At 29.8% G+C, this 16637-nt stretch carries 15 protein-coding genes; 13 read left to right on the top strand and 2 right to left on the bottom strand.

The features are described 5' to 3' along the window. Positions 1–29: 29 nt before the first annotated feature. From rdgB to KFW21_00980, 10 genes are all read left to right on the top strand, one after another. Positions 30–629 carry an RdgB/HAM1 family non-canonical purine NTP pyrophosphatase gene (gene rdgB / locus KFW21_01025; protein ID MDK2818015.1) on the top strand — a complete coding sequence of 200 codons (600 nt, stop codon included), beginning with the start codon at positions 30–32 and terminating at the stop codon, positions 627–629. Further along, positions 622–1452, top strand: a complete 831-nt coding sequence (locus tag KFW21_01020; GenBank protein ID MDK2818014.1) for a uracil-DNA glycosylase — start codon at positions 622–624, stop codon at positions 1450–1452. The genes rdgB and KFW21_01020 overlap by 8 nt, the downstream gene beginning before the upstream one ends. A gap of 2 nt (positions 1453–1454) precedes the next feature. Further along, positions 1455–3467: a primosomal protein N' gene (gene priA / locus KFW21_01015; GenBank protein MDK2818013.1), complete on the top strand. Its 2013-nt coding sequence runs from the start codon at positions 1455–1457 to the stop codon at positions 3465–3467. Between the two features lie 144 nt (positions 3468–3611). After that, positions 3612–4118, top strand: a complete 507-nt coding sequence (locus tag KFW21_01010) for a hypothetical protein (protein ID MDK2818012.1) — start codon at positions 3612–3614, stop codon at positions 4116–4118. A 290-nt stretch (positions 4119–4408) separates the two neighbouring features. Then, complete coding sequence (locus tag KFW21_01005; protein ID MDK2818011.1) at positions 4409–5188, top strand: hypothetical protein; 780 nt, start codon at positions 4409–4411, stop codon at positions 5186–5188. Between the two features lie 137 nt (positions 5189–5325). Further along, positions 5326–6399 carry a 23S rRNA (adenine(2503)-C(2))-methyltransferase RlmN gene (gene rlmN / locus KFW21_01000; protein MDK2818010.1) on the top strand — a complete coding sequence of 358 codons (1074 nt, stop codon included), beginning with the start codon at positions 5326–5328 and terminating at the stop codon, positions 6397–6399. A 135-nt stretch (positions 6400–6534) separates the two neighbouring features. Then, a complete protein-coding gene (trpS, locus tag KFW21_00995; GenBank protein MDK2818009.1) occupies positions 6535–7527 on the top strand; it encodes a tryptophan--tRNA ligase in 993 nt (330 codons plus the stop codon). Next, complete coding sequence (locus KFW21_00990; protein MDK2818008.1) at positions 7520–9085, top strand: hypothetical protein; 1566 nt, start codon at positions 7520–7522, stop codon at positions 9083–9085. The genes trpS and KFW21_00990 overlap by 8 nt, the downstream gene beginning before the upstream one ends. 61 nt (positions 9086–9146) lie before the next feature. Beyond that, the gene (locus KFW21_00985; GenBank protein MDK2818007.1) at positions 9147–10031 is read left to right on the top strand and encodes a DMT family transporter; all 885 of its coding nucleotides are present in this window, start codon (positions 9147–9149) and stop codon (positions 10029–10031) included. Positions 10032–10114: 83 nt separating this feature from the next. Beyond that, positions 10115–12661 (top strand): ATP-dependent Clp protease ATP-binding subunit, encoded by a 2547-nt coding sequence (locus KFW21_00980; GenBank protein ID MDK2818006.1) that lies wholly within the window; start codon positions 10115–10117, stop codon positions 12659–12661. Between the two features lie 56 nt (positions 12662–12717). On the opposite strand, the gene KFW21_00975 is transcribed toward KFW21_00980, so the two are convergent. After that, positions 12718–14862 (bottom strand): WG repeat-containing protein, encoded by a 2145-nt coding sequence (locus KFW21_00975; GenBank protein MDK2818005.1) that lies wholly within the window; start codon positions 14860–14862, stop codon positions 12718–12720. 198 nt (positions 14863–15060) lie between these two features. Here KFW21_00975 and KFW21_00970 point away from each other — a divergent pair, with 198 nt between their 5' ends. Both KFW21_00970 and KFW21_00965 read left to right on the top strand, forming a co-directional pair. Then, positions 15061–15411, top strand: coding sequence for a YraN family protein (locus KFW21_00970; GenBank protein MDK2818004.1), 351 nt, complete (start codon positions 15061–15063; stop codon positions 15409–15411). A 12-nt stretch (positions 15412–15423) separates the two neighbouring features. Further along, entirely contained in the window at positions 15424–15630 is a 207-nt protein-coding gene (locus KFW21_00965) for a hypothetical protein (protein ID MDK2818003.1), read from the top strand. Positions 15631–15709: 79 nt separating this feature from the next. On the opposite strand, the gene KFW21_00960 is transcribed toward KFW21_00965, so the two are convergent. Beyond that, positions 15710–16099: a hypothetical protein gene (locus tag KFW21_00960; GenBank protein MDK2818002.1), complete on the bottom strand. Its 390-nt coding sequence runs from the start codon at positions 16097–16099 to the stop codon at positions 15710–15712. Positions 16100–16204: 105 nt separating this feature from the next. On the opposite strand from KFW21_00960, the gene KFW21_00955 reads away from it, so the two are divergent. Continuing rightward, positions 16205–16630, top strand: coding sequence for an acyl-CoA thioesterase (locus KFW21_00955; GenBank protein MDK2818001.1), 426 nt, complete (start codon positions 16205–16207; stop codon positions 16628–16630). The last annotated feature ends 7 nt before the right edge of the window (positions 16631–16637 follow it).

The following is a 16637-nucleotide window of genomic DNA, read 5'->3' as shown; positions in this document are numbered from 1 at the left end:
TTTATTTTTCATTAATTAAGGATACTTTTATGAATATCTTGCTAGCCACTCAAAATAAACATAAAATAGAAGAAATATCTTCTATTTTATTATCTATTCCTTCTATTGATATCACTATACCTAGTCAATCATTAGATATACCAGAAGGCGATATTTCTTATATAGAAAACGCCCTACTCAAAGCCAAAGCTTGGGCAAAATATTATCCAGATCACTATATCCTAGCAGATGATTCTGGATTAGAAGTAGCTGCACTCAATAATGCACCTGGTGTTATTTCTGCTGAATATGCCAGTAAAAATGCTACTCATCAGGAACATATTGACAAATTATTACTTGAGCTAAACGATGTTACAGACCGTTCAGCTTTGTTTGTTTCTTATATTTTATTATTATCTCCCCAACAAGAAATATTTTTTTCTCGTGGAGAGTGTTACGGATCTATTACTAAGCATCAATCTGGACACAAAGGCTTTGGTTATGATCCTATTTTTGCTCCTCTTCAATTCAATCATCAACATACACTTGCTGATCTAACAATAGAACAAAAAAACAGTATCTCCCATCGTTACAAAGCTTTATTAGGATTGAAAGATTATTTACAATATATAGAGGCACCCATTGGATAATATAAAAAGACTTATTCAACAACACTTTACTGAAGAACATATTACTTCTATAGATATAACTCAACATACAGAACAACAGCTTCCAAATACTAGTACTGAAGCTCATCCAAACACCTCTTCTACAGAAGAAAATACAGAAAACGAGGAAGAAACATCTATGGCAAAAAATATCAAATCATCACCTTCTACAAAAGATACTAAAATTAAAGAAAAATCTCAAGAAAAAATGATTACCTACTCTCCTCCTATACCCAGTGATCCTCAATTATTAGAATTATACAACACTTGTCTTATTTGTAAAGCTTGTGAATTATGTGATTCTGCTTTGAATTTGGTATTTGGTGATGGTAATCCAAAAGCTCAAATCATGGTGATCGGAGAAGCTCCTGGAGCTGATGAAGATGAACAAGGAAGACCTTTTGTCGGGCGTGCTGGACAATTATTGATCAAACTCCTAAACAAATACGGTGTCCAGCGTGAAGATATTTTTATTGCAAATATTCTAAAACATAGACCACCAAATAATAGAAATCCTCTCTCATCGGAAATCAGTGCTTGTACTCCTTTTTTAAGAAAACAAATAGAACTCATACAACCAAAATTATTGATTACTTTGGGAAATTTTTCTTCTCAATATATTTTAGAAACTAAAGTAGGTATTACCAAAATTCGTGGAGTTGTTCAAGAATCTTCTTATGGAATGGTACTACCCACCCTACATCCTTCCGCAATTATCAGAGGGGCCTACCCTGTTGATTTGTTAGAAAAAGATGTAGTTACCGCTTTACAATATGTAGGTTATGACGCTATATTAGAGGATTAAAAATGCATGAACCTTGGTTATTAGCAGAAGTTGTATTGAATGTGCCTCTCCATAGTACTTATTATTACATCATTCCTCAAGAATTACAAAATCAAGATATCGCTCTCAAGCGTGTGGCTATTCATTTTGGTCGTAGAGAAGAGATTGGCTTTGTCATGCGTATTCTTAAAGAAGAAGAAGTTACTACAACAAATCTCAGAGATCTAAAATCTATTAAAGAAATAGAAAGTGTTATTGATGCTGAGCCTATTTTCACATCTGATTTAATCAATCTCGGAGAAATAGTAGCAGAATATTATCACGCTCCTATAGGTGAAGTCATTTTCACAATGCTCCCTCCACTTAAAGAGCCAAAACATTTTACCAATCCTTATATCTCTGAACACAAAGATTTCACCCCAAATGAAGAACAACAATTAGCTTTTGATATTATGAAAGATTCTGTAGGTACAGCGTCAACTTTTTTATTACAAGGAGTTACAGGTAGTGGCAAAACAGAAGTCTACAAACTTCTTGCTCGTGAATGTCTCCTTCAAAATAAAAATAGTATTATTCTTGTACCAGAAATTGCACTTACCGATCAAACTTTGCGACGATTTTCAGAAGAATTCGGTAGTCATATTGCTTTGTTTCATAGCAAGCTCAGTCCAGCAGAGCGTTCTAGTGAGTGGATTCGTGTCCTCAAAGGCGATGCCAAAATTGTAATAGGCCCTCGTAGTGCTATTTTTGCTCCTGTTAAAAATCTAGGATTAATTATCTTAGATGAAGAACATGATCCCTCTTACAAAGCTATGGACTCCCCTCGTTATCATGCACGAGGAGTGGCATTCATGAGATCAAAAAAAGAAAAAGCACTCTTACTATTTGGATCAGCAACGCCTAGTATAGAAAGTCGCTATGCCGCTGATCAAGGTCTTATTACAAAAATACAACTTATGAATCGTTTTAATAATATTTCGTTACCCGAAGTACAAATTGTCGATCTAAAAGAAGAAAAAACGGGCAATACTTTTTTGTCAGAAACACTATTCAAAAAATTAGTAGAAACATTATCTCAAAAAAAACAAAGTCTTATTTTTCTTAATAGAAGAGGTTATTCTCCTAGTTTGTTATGTCAAGATTGTGGATTCTTTTTTAAGTGTCCTAATTGTGATATAGGTATGACTTGGTATAAAAGAGATGGTATGGTCAAATGTCGTTATTGTGAATTTGAAGACACTGCTCCGAATAATTGCCCAGAATGTGGGGGCTTTAATATCAAAGATATTGGCTATGGTACAGAAAAATTAGAAGATTCCCTACAAAGTTTACTTCCTTCTGCTCGTATTTTGAGATTAGATCTTGATACCGCTAAGAAAAAACATGGATCGGACAAAATTCTCAGAGCAATGCAAAATCACGAAGCTGATATTTTGGTAGGTACTCAAATGATAGCAAAAGGACATGATATCGCCAATATCACTCTTGTCGGAGCATTATTCCCTGAGATCATGTTATCTTTACCAGATTTTAGAGCCTCAGAGCGTACCTTTTCCCTTTTATCACAAGCTATAGGCAGAGCAGGTCGTCGTGACACACAAGGCTACGCTATTATACAAACATATCTTGCTGATCATTTTGCCGTACAATTAGCAATTACCCAAGATTATGAACAATTCTATAAACAAGAAATACAAGTACGAAAAGAATTCAATTATCCTCCTTTTGTCAGAATGGGGCGTATTGTTTTTAGATCTACCGATGAGAATATTCTTACCCAACTGAATTATCAACTCAAAAAAGCTTTAAAAAAACAAAAACCCAATTTTCAAGCTCATCAACTCGAAGTATTAGGACCTTCCCCTTGTCCTATAGAAAGGATTAATAATCATTATCGTTATCATATTTTGATGAAGAGTGAAAATCACTCCTCTATGCTCAAAATGATAAAGTTTATTTACAAATTATACAAAAGTTTTCCATCTAGCGATAAGATAAAAATCGAAATAGATGTCGATCCTACTCAAATCTTATAATCCAAAAGCCTTCTAAAACTAGAAGGCTTTTTTATATTATCTATTTTTTCAAAGACAATACAAAAATTCTATTCCTAATATTTGACTACAAGCTTATATAGTATTAATTTTTATTTGAATATCTCTATAATTAAGGAGTCAATTATGACGAATAAAAATCACCCCCTCAAATTGTTATTAGCTATTGGTGCTTTAGTATCAGGAATATCTCTAGCTTGTTCTGTTAATGAGCCTGGATCAAAATCAAGATTAACACCTATACAACTAGTACTAAAGGATATATTCATGGAAAATGCTATTGATACTTATACAGTCATAAATGGAGTAGTATTGACCGCAAACGGAACTTCAATGACTATGTCTTCTGATGTTACAATAACATCTACACAAGTTAACAATCTATATTCTCTTTCAATCATCACTAGTGATAGTACACAAACTTTACAAGAGATAAAATTTGATGAAGATAAAATTTTTAGTATAGATGGAGTAGATTATAAACAAACACTTGGCGTTTTAAATGCTTACACTTTAAAACTGAATAACATCTATCTTGATCAAAAACCAAAAACAGAATTCACAGAATCAGATGTCTCTGTTAAAGATGGTCGATTAATTATCTTTGGTACTCATATTGCTAATAAAAAATAAATATTTAATACTACAAATCATCGTTAAAAAACCACCTTCATTACAGAGGGTGTTTTTTGATCTAATACTGAGGAAGATTATTTGATTTCTGATAAGATACATACAGAATATTTATATTAGATTATAGAAACAAGCTAACTATAATTTAATCATGAGTCCCCCCCATAAAAAAGTGACATTACTTAGATAGTATAGACCTTGTTTTACTATACAAACTATAGCTATTTTCACTAAAATCATATATTTATATATAGTTAAAGAACTATAACTTAATATCAAAGGTGAATGAGATGAATAAAAATATAATATGGATTTTTATTATAGGATTTGGTTTTGGTTTTATATCTCGTGAACATATTTCTAGTAATGACTGGTTATTTATTTTCTCACCTACTAAAGGAAACTCTTCTTTTTGGGAGATGATCAATGCTATTAGTTCTTTATTTGTACCTATCGCATTAGCTGTGTGGGCTTGGTACAGTGAAAATCAAAAAGATAAAAAAGATAAAAAAATTGAAGAGAATGAAAATCAAAAAGATAAAAAAGATAAAAGAACTGAAGATAAAGAATACATACTATCTTATATTGAAAAAGAATTGAAACCTTTTCCATTACTAGATGAATACGAGATTGAAAGAACAAAAAATGAAGAAATAAAATATAAACTTGCCCTGAAATCTTGGCTGATAAAATGTAGTACTGCATTAGAACCTTTAATACATACTACAAATATTTCATCTTATTCTTATATGATTAAATACTTTGAGTTACTAGCAAAATTAACTTTTACAATTGTTCAGCACAATAATTTATCTACGCTAAACTTATTGATTTGTCATTCTGGATTTTTTACAAATATTAATTATATTAAATACTTCTTACTACTAGATGAAACTCAATATCAAGAGGAAGTTTTAAGATCTATGAATTGTTTTGTGATATATGAAGATAAAATTAGAACTATTACCCTAGAGGTATTAAAAGATTATCCACAATATGAAAAAGCTGTACTAAAAAAAATAGAAGATATAGATATAGCAGTAGCAGAAAATAAATCTAAACAACAATAGTAATATTCAAGCATTGAAAGTATAAATATATTATATCTCATTTCTTATCTATTAATACAATAAGTAATTTCAAGATTGATTGACAAAATAAGCAGATCTATACTATACTATGTCTTACAAATAAGGACAGGTACAGAATGATAGATACTCCAAAATTATCCATACTCGATTACGATTTTGAAATGTTACAAGCACTTCTCATAAAAAATGGTTACCCAAAATACAAAGCTCAAACTATCCTCCAATGGATATACAAAAGAAGTGTTTTCACTTTTGATGAAATGAGTGATCTCTCTAAAAAAGATAGAAGTGCTTTAGCAGAATTATTTACTGTAATTTCATTAACTCAAAAAAGAGTCCAAACTTCAGAAGATGGCACATTAAAATTTCTTTTTATTGCAGAAGATGGTGAAAATATTGAAACCGTCATGATTCCTAACGAAGATGATTCTCGTTATACTATTTGTGTATCATCACAAGTAGGTTGTGCTTTACGATGTTCTTTTTGTGCTACGGGATTACTAGGATACAAAAGAGATCTCCGAAGAGACGAAATTATATCTCAAGTTCTTCTTGTTGATGCTTATCTCAAAAACACCTACAAACTTGATCCCCACGATAGAGCTATTGACAATATCGTATTTATGGGAATGGGAGAACCTTTCCTAAATTTTGATGCTGTTATTGGTTCTATTGAAGTTCTTAATGATCAAAAATGTTTTGATATTGGAACACGCAGAATCACAGTCTCCACATCAGGTATTATCGATGGTATCCAAAGACTAGCTTATGCTAGGGGACAAGTTCGCTTAGCATTATCACTACACGCAGCAAATCATGAAAAACGCAAAACTATCATGCCTATCGCTAGAAAAGAAAATACCAAAGAAGTTCTTGATGCTGTTCGTTATTATCAAGAAAAAACTGGTAGGCGTATTACCATAGAGTATATTCTTATCGAAGGATTTAACAATCTTGAAGAAGATGTATTAGCACTAAAACATGAATTACATAAAATTAAATACAATCTTAATGTAATACCATTAAATCCAGTATCTAGCTTGCCTTACGACGCTCCTAGTCAGAATTGTATTAATGACTTCACAGCTCGTCTCAAAAGACATTCTATCCCTCATGTATTAAGAATATCCAAAGGAAGAGATATTGATGCAGCATGTGGTCAATTAGCATTAAAAAATCAACAAGTATAAATAAAAAACAACTAGCCTAGACTAGTTGTTTTTTTTTAATATACTATTATTATATTTGTTATTACTTTATCATATGCTTGACGAATAATTTAAAATTAGATATAATAAAATACTATCACATAGTGGAGGTATATAATGAATACTTGCAAAAGATCATTATCAGGTATCAAACCAACAGGAAACATTCATCTTGGTAATTATCTTGGTGCTGTTCAAGGATTTATCAATTTACAAGCTCAAAAAGATATTAATAATTTTTATTTTATTGCAGACTATCATGCCCTTAATAGTAGTCCAGATCCTAAAGCTCTAAGACAATTAACATTGGATATGTTCAAGTCTCTTATTGCTTTGGGCTTGGATACTGATATAAGTACTATTTTTATACAAAGTGATGTTCCTGAGCATACAGAATTATGTTGGTTACTTACAAGCTTAACGCCTGTTGGTCTCATGGAAAGAGCTCATGCTTACAAAGATATTATTGCTCATGAAAAAAATCCTAATATGGGCTTATTGTCTTATCCTATTCTTCAAGCAGCAGATATTCTCATGTATGATCCTCATTTCATTCCTGTAGGCGCAGATCAAAAACAACATATAGAAATTACAAGAGATTTAGCAGAAAAATTTAATAGAATTTATGGCGATACTTTTGTCGTTCCAGAGCCACTAATACAAGAATCTGTTGCTATTATCCCTGGTACTAATGGTGAAAAAATGTCTAAATCCAAAAATAATACCATTGAGATTTTTGGATCTGAAAAAGAAATAAAAAAACAAGTGATGAGTATTACTACAGATTCCACGCCTCTTGAAGAAGCAAAAGAATTTAATACTTGTACTGTGTACAATATTTACAAATTTCTTGCAACTCCTACTGAACTCACAGAAATGCAAGCTAATTATAAAAACGGAAATTATGGTTATGGTCATGCTAAAATAAGATTATATGAAAAAATATTAGAATATTTTGAAGAAGCTCGTCGTAATTTACAAGAACTCAATAATAATGAGGATGAGGTATACAAGTTAATCAAAAAAGGTGCATACAAAGCACAGGAGTATGCCCGTCCCAAAATCAATCAAGTACGTAAAGCAGTAGGATTAGGAGCGTTGAATGCTTAGTAAAAGAGCATCATTCAATAAAGAAACTTTTAAAAAAAATATCAAATTTATATCATTAGCAATTCCTATATTATTTGCACTTGTAACCATACAATCTACATTTAATATGTATATGAATGCTAAAGATTTTACAATTCTTCCCAAAAATATCAGAGAAGAACATATCACAAGCTTATTTTTTAGAGCTGATACATGGAATTTTCCACTATCTATTGTTAATAGTTTTGAATCTCGTATTCCTCTTAGTTTGACCGATAATATCCCTTTTATGGCTATGTTATACAAAGCTTTTAATATACAAACAGATCAATATTTTGGACTTTGGATTTTGATATCTTTCTTTCTTTATACTTTTTTTGCTTATCGTATTTGTAAAAATATTTTTGCAGAAAATTTTATTATCCGTTGTTTTGGCACATTACTTTTTCTCATGTTACCTTTCACATGGTATCATTCACTCTACATTCCTTGGTTTGCTGGACAATGGCTTGTTTTATGGGCATATTCTATCTATTTTAAGAAAAAACCTTGTATTTCTAATGAGTGGTTTGGATTACTAATTTTTTCTAGTTTTGTTCATCCATTTTTTGCATTTACTACTTTTTTAATTATGATTTCAGATATGATACATCTTTATATATATAATTATAGTATTTCATCATATAAAGTTGCCTCTTCTTTTAGTTATATGTTTACTGCACTGTTCATTACAATGAGTATTTTAGGAATATTTTATTTACCTATTTTACAAAATAACGCAATAGTTATCCCTCCACTTTCTTTTTTTAGTAATACTCCTAACAATGATATTTATAATATTTCTTATTTTCAACTTGGAAAAGGAGTTTTTATAGGTTTTATTCTTAGTCTTATATTAGCATTTTATCATGCTAAAAAACTGAAAAAATATTTTTATTATTATAGAGCGCTTTTAGGTACTGTATTGATTTTGTTATTTTGTGCCTCTTTAGGAGGTATCCAGATAACAAAATCCTTGTTTATAAATATACCTCTCAACTCATGGGGAAAAGAATATTTGTATCCTTTCTTTACCTCTGGTCCTAAGTTTTTTATTCCTATCTTATATCTACTTCCTATTTTTATCCTTGCCATAGTGTATCGTATAGAAAAAAGAAAAAAATACGCAGGTAGCTTTTTTTTAATAATGATCTGTATTATACAAATAATGGATAATTTTTACTTCACATCATTAAAATATAAAAATTTTGAACCATTAGATTCTACAACAACACAATTTATTGAAAATACAACAGCATTCGAATGGGTTTTTCTAACAGAAATCCCTTTTCGACCAGATCTTTATGAACAACTTGCTTACTATGCTTTTAATAATAATATATTAATTAATGCATTTCCTCTCATTCGATTTCCTACAAAATATCAAGATAATCTTATAAAAACAAAACAACATTTTTTAATAAAAGATTTTCATAAAAACACTATTTATATTATAAAAGAAACTGAATTTCCCAAAGAATATTTAACATTAGGAAAAACAATACAAATTAAAAATAATATTTTATTTAAACCTTACTAAATTATTTAACATAATATTATATAATAATAATATTATTATTATTACAATTTGGAGAATATTTATGAATTCACAATCTTTATTGGGAGGCGTTCTTCTTTTAGGAGCTTCTTTTATTTGGGGTATAGCCTACATCCCTACTCGTTACTTAGGCGAACAAAATGTTAGTGTCTTTTTAGAATTATTAATAAGATATTCTTTTCCTTTTATAATATTCGGTCTCATTTATTTTAAAAAAATTATAAAAACTCCCTTTTCCATTATCAAAAAATGTTTGCTCACTGGCTCTATTCTTTTCTTTACTATTATTTGTTCTATTTATGGAATTCGTATTGTTCAATATGGTTCTATAGGTTTATTACTAATATCACTTAATATTATTCTTGTGCCTTTATATTTTGTATTCTATCACAAACAAAAACTTCCTACAAATTTAATTATTGGATTTATTTTATCTTTTACTGGTATTGTAATACTTACCATAGGTACCTCTAATACGCCTTTAAATATAGGAATATTTTTATGTATCTTAGCTAGTATAGGATACACTTGTTATATTATTTTATGTTCCAAAATGCTTACCGCAGATCTTGAACCAGGAATCTTACAATTTTTTCAAAGTCTCTCTTTTCTTATATTCTGTATACCTTTGATTCTTCTGCAAAAGGATTCTTTTAGTGATGTAAATTGGTCCAATCCAACATTATTACAAGCTTGTTTATTTATTGGATTAGGTGCTGGAACATTAGGTTATCAATTGTTTTTTTATGGACAAAAAATGTCTCATCCTATTGTCACTACATTAATTTTATCTTCTCAAATAATTTTTTCAATGATAGCCGACTTAATTTTATTTAAAATAGAATTAAGTATAATACAAATAATTGCTTATCTTTGTATTATCACAGCTGTATTTATAGCACCGTTACAAATAAAAAAGACAAATTAAGTTTTCAAATATAAATTCCGATAGTATAAATCTAATAAAATAATAATTGACTCTAATAAAATACTACACAATAGGAAGGTAATATGTACGATTTTACAGGATTTACACATCGTGCACAGCGTGTTGTATCTATCATCGCCCAACAAGAAGCTCGCCGCTTATTTAGTGAAGAGTTGATTCCTGAACATATTTTTTTAGGAATGTTGCGAGAAGTTGAAAGTGCTGCTATCAAAACTTTACAGAATTTAGGATTAAGTATAGAAGAATTACAAAATGAAGTTGAATTTGCATTGCGTGGACAAGGTAGTGATACACTCACATTGGGTGGTATCCCTATTTCTAAGCGTGTTTATCAAATTATTGAAAGTGCTCGTCAAGAAGCCAAGCTTGTAGGACATAATTACATAGGTACAGAGCATTTATTACTCGGTATTTTTAACGAAAACTATCCGCAAGCAATTATACCGTTTATTATTGAAAACAGAGATATTGATATTCATCAATTACGAAACGCTGTCATTAATATTGTTGGTTATGGTGAACTTCGTACTTGGAATAAAAAGAAAAAACAAATCAAAACTCCATTTTTAGATAAATTTTGTAAAAATATTACAGATGAAGCCGCTGAAGGTAAACTTGATCCCGTAGTCGGTCGTAAAAAAGAAATTGCTCGTGTATTACAAATTTTATGTAGACGCACCAAAAACAATCCTATCTTAATTGGCGAACCTGGCGTTGGTAAAACATCTATCATTGAAGGGATTTCTCAATTAATTGTGTCTAATTCTGTTCCAGAGCCTCTTCTTGGGAAAAAGATTCTTTTATTAGATATGGGTTCTCTTGTCGCTGGTACCAAATATAGAGGAGAGTTTGAAGAAAGACTCAAAGCTCTTATGACAGAAGCTGAAAAAGATAAAGATATAATTTTATTTATTGATGAAATTCATACTATTCTAGGAGCTGGCAATGCCGAAGGTGCTCTTGATGCGTCTAATATGCTCAAACCTGCACTTGCTCGTGGACTTATAAAAACTATTGGTGCTACTACTTTTGATGAATATAAAAAACGAATCGAAAAAGACAAAGCCCTTGTACGAAGATTTCAACCAATTCGTATTGAAGAACCTAGTATAGATGAAACAATTACTATTTTAACAAGACTAAAAAGTAAATATGAAGAATTTCATAATATTACTTATACTCCTCAAGCGTTAAAAACTGCTGTCCAGCTAGCATCTCGTTATATTACAGATCGTTATTTTCCAGATAAAGCAATAGATATTATTGATGAAGCTGGAGCTCAAGTAGCTGCTATATTGTCTGATAAACCTGAAAATCTTGTTGAATTAGAATTAGAATTATCACGTTTAGAAAATCATAAAAATGATCTTGTAAACAAACAACAATATGAAAATGCAGCAGAATTACGAGACACTTTAAGAGCAAAAAGAACAGAACTTAATGAGTTACGAGAAGAGTGGCTGGCAACAGCAAGACAAGATGATGTTGTGATTGATAGTGCTGAAATTTGTAAGGTGTTATCACGCATGACAGATATTCCTATTCAACAATTAAATACTGATGGTGAATACAGCAAATACCTAGAATTAGAAAAAAATCTTCAAAAAACTATCAAAGGTCAAGATCATGCTATTGCATCGATTAGTAATGCTGTTAAAAAAAATGCTGTAGGTATCAGAGATTTTAAAAAACCTATTGGAAGTTATATTTTCTTAGGACCTACAGGCGTTGGTAAAACCGAATTAGCTAAAGCTCTTGCTCGAATTATGTTTGGAACAGAAGAAGCCTTAATCCGTATCGATATGAGTGAATTTATGGACAAACACAATTCATCTCGTTTATTAGGAGCACCTCCAGGATATATCGGTCATGAAAATGGTGGAGAATTAACAGAACATATTAAACGCAAACCTTACTCTATTATTCTTTTTGATGAAATTGAAAAAGCAAATCCCGAAATTTTTAATATGTTTTTACAAATTTTAGATGAAGGACATGTTACCGACTCTATGGGAGAAAAAGTTAGTTTTAAAAATGCCTTAATTATATTTACATCGAATTTAGGTACAGAAAAACTTACTCAAAAATCTACTCTTGGTTTTTCTGAGCCTGTGCAAGAATATGAAAAACGAAAAGATATGGTTATGGCCGATCTTAAACGTTTTTTTCGTCCTGAATTTTTAAATCGTATTGATGAATCAATAATTTTCAATCCTCTAGATAACACAACATTAGTTGATATTTGTACTAATATGATTTTTGAATTGAATAAAGGGATGAAGTTTCAAGGTATTCAATTTGTAGTTGACGAAAACTCTATTAAATATATTATAGAAAAATCTTTCCAAGTTCCTTATGGTGCTCGATCTTTAAAACGCGGAATTACACAGTATCTTGAAATACCTGCTACACAAAAAGTTTTAGAAAGTAATACTCCGCCAAATCCTGAAATCGAATATTTAGAAATTAGTGTTAAAAAAGATAAAGAAGCTCTAAATTTTTCACTGACAATGAGATCATTAATAGAACATATCTCTAAAAAACCAAAAATAAAAAAAGTTGCGGAAATAAAAAAAACACTTAAATCTAAAAAAATAACTGAAATATAATTCTAGAAAAAAGCTCCCTTTTATTAAGGGAGCTTTTTTTTTAATTCATAATCTTTTTATTCATTAATTTTATTATTATTAGTTAGTATATTTCCTACAGTGATGTTAGTATTTTGAATAGTATCCATAATTAATGCATCTGTTAATTCTATAGTGTTAGTTGAATTAACTTGTTCAACAATAATTTCTGTTTGATTTTTTACATTAGTTTGTACTATTGTCTGATCTAGCATATTATTAGTGATAATTGGTTCAACAATAGGTTTTTCTATTGATTTTAAATTAGCATTATCCGTAATAAAAACAGGTTCTTTTCTATCATATTGACCAAGAACTATTGGTATCGGATATGTATAAACCATATTAATTCCAAATTTTGTCTCAGAAACAGTTATTCTAGATTTTTTCTGTGTTAATATATAAGAACTAGGTTTACCATCAGATTTTTTACGACCAGAAAAACGAATTGTTTCTGCAGAAGATAAATAATTAGGTAAATTTCCTGAATTATTTGGATATTCAGCAATAGGTGATCCCAAAGCTGCTGCAAATAAAAATAAAGACTCGCTAACTTTCATAAATGGAACAAAATATTTATCTTCTATCATAGAAGATGTTACTGATCTTTGCAAAGTTGCTCCATTAAAAAATACTGTGTTGACAGGTCCTCTAAAAGAGTTTGGAGAACCTGTTTCTGAAACAACTCCTATATTTTCTCTAAAGAAAGCTGATACACCCATCCCTATTTTAGGTGGTGAATACAAAGATACAACTTCTGAAAATATATAACCAGGACGAGCATAATATTCAGCAGTATAAAGTAATCCACCTAATCCATGCCCATTAATTGGAGTTGCAGTTTTTTGATGAGATTTTATAAAACTATCTCCATAATTTGCTTTAATAATTACTCGAGAATTAGGATCACTATCTTTATAAAATGGAACACTTGGATAAATAATAGAATAGAAAACATCTTTATTTGTAAAAATTGGTTTTGATAATACATCCCATGTTTTTATAATTGTTCCCATATTATTAATATAAGATGCTCTATAACCACCTGCAATAGGGGTAATTGTCATAGCAAGATCTTCTCTAAAATCAGAAGCATAGAGAAATGTTGGTTTAATTGCTAATTTAGCATCACTACTATAATATCCATAATAAGAACCCACTCTCATTCTTGCTCTTCCTGAATGAAAAGAACCTATAGAAGCTATTTTATCAGTTAGATTAAAACGACCTGCGGCATTCATAAATCCATTCTGCCTACCTTGTGCAACTCGAGCTAAATTACCATCAAATCTTGTTGCTCTAGTAAAGTTAAAAGAACCTATTAATTTGCCAGCTGTATTAATATATCCATATAATTTTCCATTTCCAACAATTGCCAATCCTTTACAAAATTTATCTGCAACTTCATATTGAAAAGAAATAATCGTTTTACCAACACTATCAATATATCCCCATTTTCCATTTTTTTTAACGTTAATTAATCCATTTGAAAACGATCCAACAGCATCAAAAAAAGTTTCAGAAACTAGACGCCCTTTATTATCAATAACTTTCCATTGATTATTTTCTTTTAACGCTGAAAAACCTTTAACAAAATGTTTTATCCCTGTATATCTAGGTGGAACTACAAAAGAACCATTTTTAGTAATTACACCGTATTCAATTTTACGCCCTTCATTAGTACTAACAACAGCAAGTCCATCTTCACTAAAATTATATGCACTCGTAAATACTGCATTCAAAAGAATAGTTCCATCAATACTCACATAACCATATTTGTTATCTTTTTTAAAAATAGATATGCCATTAGTAGCAGCATAAACATCATCAAATGGATTTTTTGTCAATACTGTTCCATTTTTTAATAAATAAAAATAGCTTTCTCGAATTTTTATACGAGCACTACCTCCATCAAAATCTGATACTGTAATAAATTTTGGAGGAATAACTTCTCGCCCTGATATATCTATAAAGCCATATAAATACTCGTTCCTATCGTTTATTTTAGCAACTTTTGCCATATCTTCTACAAAATATCCTGCAGAATTATAGATAGCTTGAACTACAATATTCCCTGTTTTATCAATATATCCCCATTTTCCATTTTGTGGAAAAGGATATAATTGTTGAGAAAATGAACTCACCGATACTAACATAATACTAACAAAAAATAATAATTTCATAAGATCCTCTATATTATAATATATTTACTATACTATTAATAAGAATTATTATAACATAACAATCAAATATTTTCAATCAATTCCATGAAATATGAATGCTTTACAGTATATTTAAAAGTATTTTAAATATACTGTAAAGCATTCATATTAATTCTCCGAAAATTGATTATCGCTTTATAAAGAAAAGGGTGTAAGTAGTTGAAAAAAAAAGAATTGGGTAAATTTGGTGAAACAATTGCAAAAAAATATTTAATTGATCAAGGCTTTACATTTATTACCGAAAATTATTTTACAAGGAAAGGTGAGATTGATCTTATCTTTCAAAATAAAAATATATTATTATTTATAGAAGTCAAAACTAGAAAAAATAAAAATGACTTTGATATTGCCATTGGATTTCAAAAAATGAAATGTCTCCGAGCTAGCGCAGAGATTTTTATTGAGAAAGAAAATGTTTCTTTTACAGAAATGCAATTTGATGTTATTTTTATTCTTCTAGGTACCACAGGTAACGTTGAGGAGATTGGACACAAACCAAATTTTTTATGATGAGGTTACATCGTGTCTGAACAACTATTTGACAAAAAGCGTAACTTAAATCGTTTGATAGTTAAAACTAATGCAGGATCTCTAACTCCAGAAAGAACTTTGTTTTTAAGAGCTAAGATCAATGATCCTGCCTATTTAGACTTTTCCATAGATAGACTTGCTGATAATATCAGTATGGCTTTCTCTGAAGGATATTTAGCAGATCATATTACTGATTAGTTACTATTTTATATCGTTTTGAGCGTTTTTCACAACTCTCCCCCCTTGAAAGAGGGGGGAGTTGTTTTTTTTTAATATTTTAATATCTTATCATTAAAATATTTGTTTCAAATATTGTGGGAAATTGTTTTTTTTCTGTAGTTATTTTATCAAAATATACTTGTGTTCTAGAATCTGATAGGGTATCTCTAGTCATTTTCATAGGTAAATAATAATCATCAAATTTCAACCATACTTTCAACTCTTCCTTCTGTTCTATTATACAATCTAAAGTATAAATAAATGTTGGTATATTATCGATATTTCTAATATCTACTTGTTTAATACCTATATTAAGATAAGCATTTCCCGTCAATTCTTCTGTATATTTACCATTCCACAAAATTCCTATCTGTTCTCCTTCTAATAGTAAATTTGAACCAACACAATTAATACAAAACAAAAAAACTAATACTACAATTTTTTTCATATATCCTCCTTTTTGAAGATAGTCTTGTATATAATTAATTGACAATTTTATTAATCTTTTATAATATATATAAGTATTATTATCAACTAATAAAAAGGAGTATCTATGATTTATCAATCTCACACAGTTGCCCGTTATGCAGAAACTGACATGATGGGTGTTATTCATCATTCTGTATATCCTATTTGGGCTGAAGTTGCACGAACAGAATTAATGCAAGCTATGGGATACTCCTACTATGAAATTGAAAAATCTGGCATTATGCTTCCTGTTACAGAAATACGCTTCCAATATAAAGCTCCTGTATTTTATGAGAACAAAGTTTTGACTAACTGTGCTATTACACTCCTAGATAATAGACGAACAAGAATAGATTACAAAATATGTGTCGATGATAAAATATGTTGCATTGGGTATACCAAGCATATTTTTATGAATACTTCCACACGAAGATCTATGCGTATTGACAACATATTATTAAATAAATTTAAAAAATTCTATCATCCTGAATTTGAAAACATACTATCATAAATATAAA

The organism is Spirochaetota bacterium (genome assembly GCA_030154445.1).
Taxonomy (GTDB): domain Bacteria; phylum Spirochaetota; class Brevinematia; order Brevinematales; family Brevinemataceae; genus Brevinema_A.
This window is presented reverse-complemented; position numbering and strand designations above follow the sequence as displayed.

Coding starts and splice junctions, on each gene's coding strand:
- rdgB (MDK2818015.1), top strand. CDS start 30: ATGAATATCTTGCTAGCCACTCAAAATAAACATAAAATAGAAGAAATA.
- priA (MDK2818013.1), top strand. CDS start 1,455: ATGCATGAACCTTGGTTATTAGCAGAAGTTGTATTGAATGTGCCTCTC.
- KFW21_01010 (MDK2818012.1), top strand. CDS start 3,612: ATGACGAATAAAAATCACCCCCTCAAATTGTTATTAGCTATTGGTGCT.
- KFW21_01005 (MDK2818011.1), top strand. CDS start 4,409: ATGAATAAAAATATAATATGGATTTTTATTATAGGATTTGGTTTTGGT.
- rlmN (MDK2818010.1), top strand. CDS start 5,326: ATGATAGATACTCCAAAATTATCCATACTCGATTACGATTTTGAAATG.
- trpS (MDK2818009.1), top strand. CDS start 6,535: ATGAATACTTGCAAAAGATCATTATCAGGTATCAAACCAACAGGAAAC.
- KFW21_00990 (MDK2818008.1), top strand. CDS start 7,520: ATGCTTAGTAAAAGAGCATCATTCAATAAAGAAACTTTTAAAAAAAAT.
- KFW21_00985 (MDK2818007.1), top strand. CDS start 9,147: ATGAATTCACAATCTTTATTGGGAGGCGTTCTTCTTTTAGGAGCTTCT.
- KFW21_00980 (MDK2818006.1), top strand. CDS start 10,115: ATGTACGATTTTACAGGATTTACACATCGTGCACAGCGTGTTGTATCT.
- KFW21_00975 (MDK2818005.1), bottom strand. CDS start 14,862: ATGAAATTATTATTTTTTGTTAGTATTATGTTAGTATCGGTGAGTTCA.
- KFW21_00960 (MDK2818002.1), bottom strand. CDS start 16,099: ATGAAAAAAATTGTAGTATTAGTTTTTTTGTTTTGTATTAATTGTGTT.
- KFW21_00955 (MDK2818001.1), top strand. CDS start 16,205: ATGATTTATCAATCTCACACAGTTGCCCGTTATGCAGAAACTGACATG.